Annotated in this window: 1 protein-coding gene and 1 pseudogene; both read left to right on the top strand. The window is 70.0% G+C overall.

Features of this window, described 5'->3' with window-relative positions:
* The coding region (locus DMB66_RS56360; protein ID WP_148112900.1) for a LamG domain-containing protein at nucleotides 1-1305 on the top strand (1305 nt) is incomplete at its 5' end.
* 39 nt (nucleotides 1306-1344) lie between these two features.
* A pseudogene (locus DMB66_RS56355) lies at nucleotides 1345-3061 on the top strand (hypothetical protein); the annotation flags it as partial.

Raw genomic sequence — 3061 nt, 5'->3', positions numbered from 1 at the left:
GTCCGCGACGCCACCCCCGACCTGCACGTGACCGCGATCGACGACGAGACCAGCCAGAACCTCAAGGTCACCTTCGACGTGGTGGACATCGCCACCGGCAAGACGGCGCACACCGCCACGATCGATCGACAGGACCAGCAGGGCGAGTTCATCGCGCCGGTGCCCGCGGGCAAGCTGGTGCACGGGCACTCGTACAAATGGCACGCCAAGAGCAACGACGGCCTGGTCGACAGCATCGCCTGGTCCGACTGGTGCGAGCTGTCCGTCGACCTTGAAGAGCCCACCGTCGCGCCCGTCGTCACCTCGGACGACTTCCCCAGCGAAGGACGCGGCAAGCCGGTCGGCCAGAGCGGGCTCTTCACCTTCTCCTCCGGTGACGTGAAGGATCCGGTCTACGGCAACGACATCGACTACTACAAGTGGTCGCTCACCACTGACGTGCCGGTCAACACGGTCAACAACACCACGCTCGGCGGCCCGGGAGTCTCGCCGTCGATCACCCCGACCAGCTTCGGCCCCAACGTGCTGTACGTGCAGAGCTTCGACCGGGCCGGAAACTCCAGCCCTCAGTTGCGCTATGTCTTCCGTCCGACGCGGGCCTGCGACGACCCGGCGGCGGACACCTGCGCGGCGGGCGTCTGGCAGCTCGACGAGGCGACCGGCACGACCGCGGGGGACAGTTCCGGCAAGGCCCATCCGCTGACCCTGGCCGGGCCGGAGTGGGTGCCCGGGCAGCTCAGCGCGGCCGCAGCCGACGACAAGGCGCTGCGCTTCGACGGGACGGCCGACTTCGCCTCCGCCGCTGCCGTCGTGGACACCCGGCAGGGGGTGACCGTCGCGGCCTGGGTGAAGCCGTCCAGCTTCGCCCACAACGGCACGGTGGTCAGCCAGGCCGGCACCTACGGCAACGGCTTCGCCCTCGGCTACTCGGCCACCACCAAGAACTGGTTCTTCGGGCGGCACAAGTCCGACAAGGCCAACCCGGCCGCTACGGATGTGGTGCAGGTGCACGCCGGGACGATCGTGTCCCCGGCGCTCAACAAGTGGACCTATCTGACCGGCGTCTTCGATCCGGCGGACAACATGCTGCGGATCTTCGTGGACGGCCAGGAGCAGGGCGCCGTGAAATACACCGGCACGATCTGGGACGGCGCGAGCAGCCTGCAACTGGGCCGGGCCCGGTCGAACGACAAGTGGGTGGATCAGTTCGCCGGTGACGTCGACGACGTCCGGGTCTTCGCCGGTGTCCTCGATCCCGCCGACATCGACGGGCTCTGGTTCACCAGCCGCCCGCCGGCCGCCTGACCCGCCATGCCCAAGCTTCAGCACCGGAAGGAAACATCCATGCGGCGCGCCTCATTGGCTGCCGGCCTGGCGGGACTCCTGCTCGCGACGCTCGCGGCGGTCCCGGCCCGGGCGGACGACACCGTCGACGAAGTGGCCCGGGAAGCCCGCCGGCCCAAGACGCAGCAGTCGGTCTCGATCGACGTCGGCACGGAGGGCATGCAGTCGCCGCTCACCGCCGGGGACGACGGCGCGGCCGCGAAGATAGCCTGGCCGACCCCGGCCGTGGCGACCGTGGCAGTGCCCCGAGGAGCCGCCCACGCGGCCCCCGGTGGGCTGCCGGTCACCGTGGGCGCCCCGGATCAGGCCAGCACGCCGGCGCCCAGCGCCGTACGGGTGGAGGTGCTGGACCGGGCGGTCGCGGATCGGGCCGGGATCGACGGTTTGCTGCTGTCCGTCTCCCGCACGGACGGCAAGGCCGTCGGCGCCGAGGTCAACCTCGGCCTGGACTACTCCGCGTTCGCGCAGGCGTACGGCGGGGACTGGGCCAGCCGGTTGCGCCTGGCCAGCGTGCCCGCGTGTGCGGTCACCACGCCGGACAAGCCGCAATGCCGCACCAAGACACCGCTCGACACCCGCAACGACCTCGAGGCCGAGCGCATCGTCGCCGACGTCCCGGCGCCTGCCGCGCCATCGGCGCCGGCCGGCAGCAAGCTGCGCGCTTCCGCGGCCACTGCCTCGGCCGCAGGCGTCGGTCTGCTGGCCGTTTCCAGTGGCGCGAGCGGCAGCACCGGCAGTTTCGCCGCGACCTCGCTGGCCCCGTCGGGTAGCTGGCAGAACAGCGGCAACACCGGCGGTTTCAACTGGCAGTACCCCCTGCGCGTGCCGCCGGCGCTCGCCGGGCCTTCGCCGCAGCTGAGCTTCGGCTACTCGTCGGCGAGTGTGGACGGCCGGGTGGGTTCCACCAACAACCAGCCGTCCGTGGTCGGCGAGGGCTTCGACCTCGCGGTCGGTTTCATCGAGCGCTCCTACCGCTCGTGCACCGACGACGGCCACGACGAGCGCGGCGAGGAGAAGTTCGACCTCTGCTGGCACTCCGACAACGCGACGATGTCGTTCGCCGGCCGCAACGGCGAACTGGTGAAGAAGTCGGGCGACGAGTGGCGGCTCAAGTCGGACGACGGCACGAAGATCACCAAGGAGACCGGCGGCTTCCACGACGGTCACAACAAGGAGTACTGGGTCGTCACCACGACCGACGGCACCAAGTACTACTTCGGCAAGGGCAAGCGGACGGCCGACGACACCGACAGCACCGACTCGGCCTGGCAGGTCCCGGTCTACGGTGACGACGCCGACGAGCCGTGCCACGACGACAAGTTCGCCGACTCGCGCTGCCTGCAGACCTGGCGCTGGAATCTCGACTATGTCGTCGACGCGCACGGCAACACGATGACCTACTACTGGGGCGTCGAGACCAACCGGTACGGCGCGAACCGCGACGACAAGTCTGTGCAGTACGACCGCGGCGGCTACCTCAAGCGCATCGAGTACGGCGAGCGCCTCGGCGACGAGCGCGAGACGACCGCGCCGGCGCGAGTGGTGTTCTCGGTCGCCGAGCGGTGCAAGGGCGACGACGCCGACTGTGAGCCCGGGGATCTGAAGGAGGGCACCGCCACCCGCTGGCCCGACGTGCCCTTTGACCAGATCTGCACCGACGACGAGAGCTGCGAGGAGCAGTGGTCGCCGACGTTCTTCACCCGCAAGCGGCTGAAGT

Source organism: Actinoplanes sp. ATCC 53533 (genome assembly GCF_003947245.1).
This window is presented reverse-complemented; position numbering and strand designations above follow the sequence as displayed.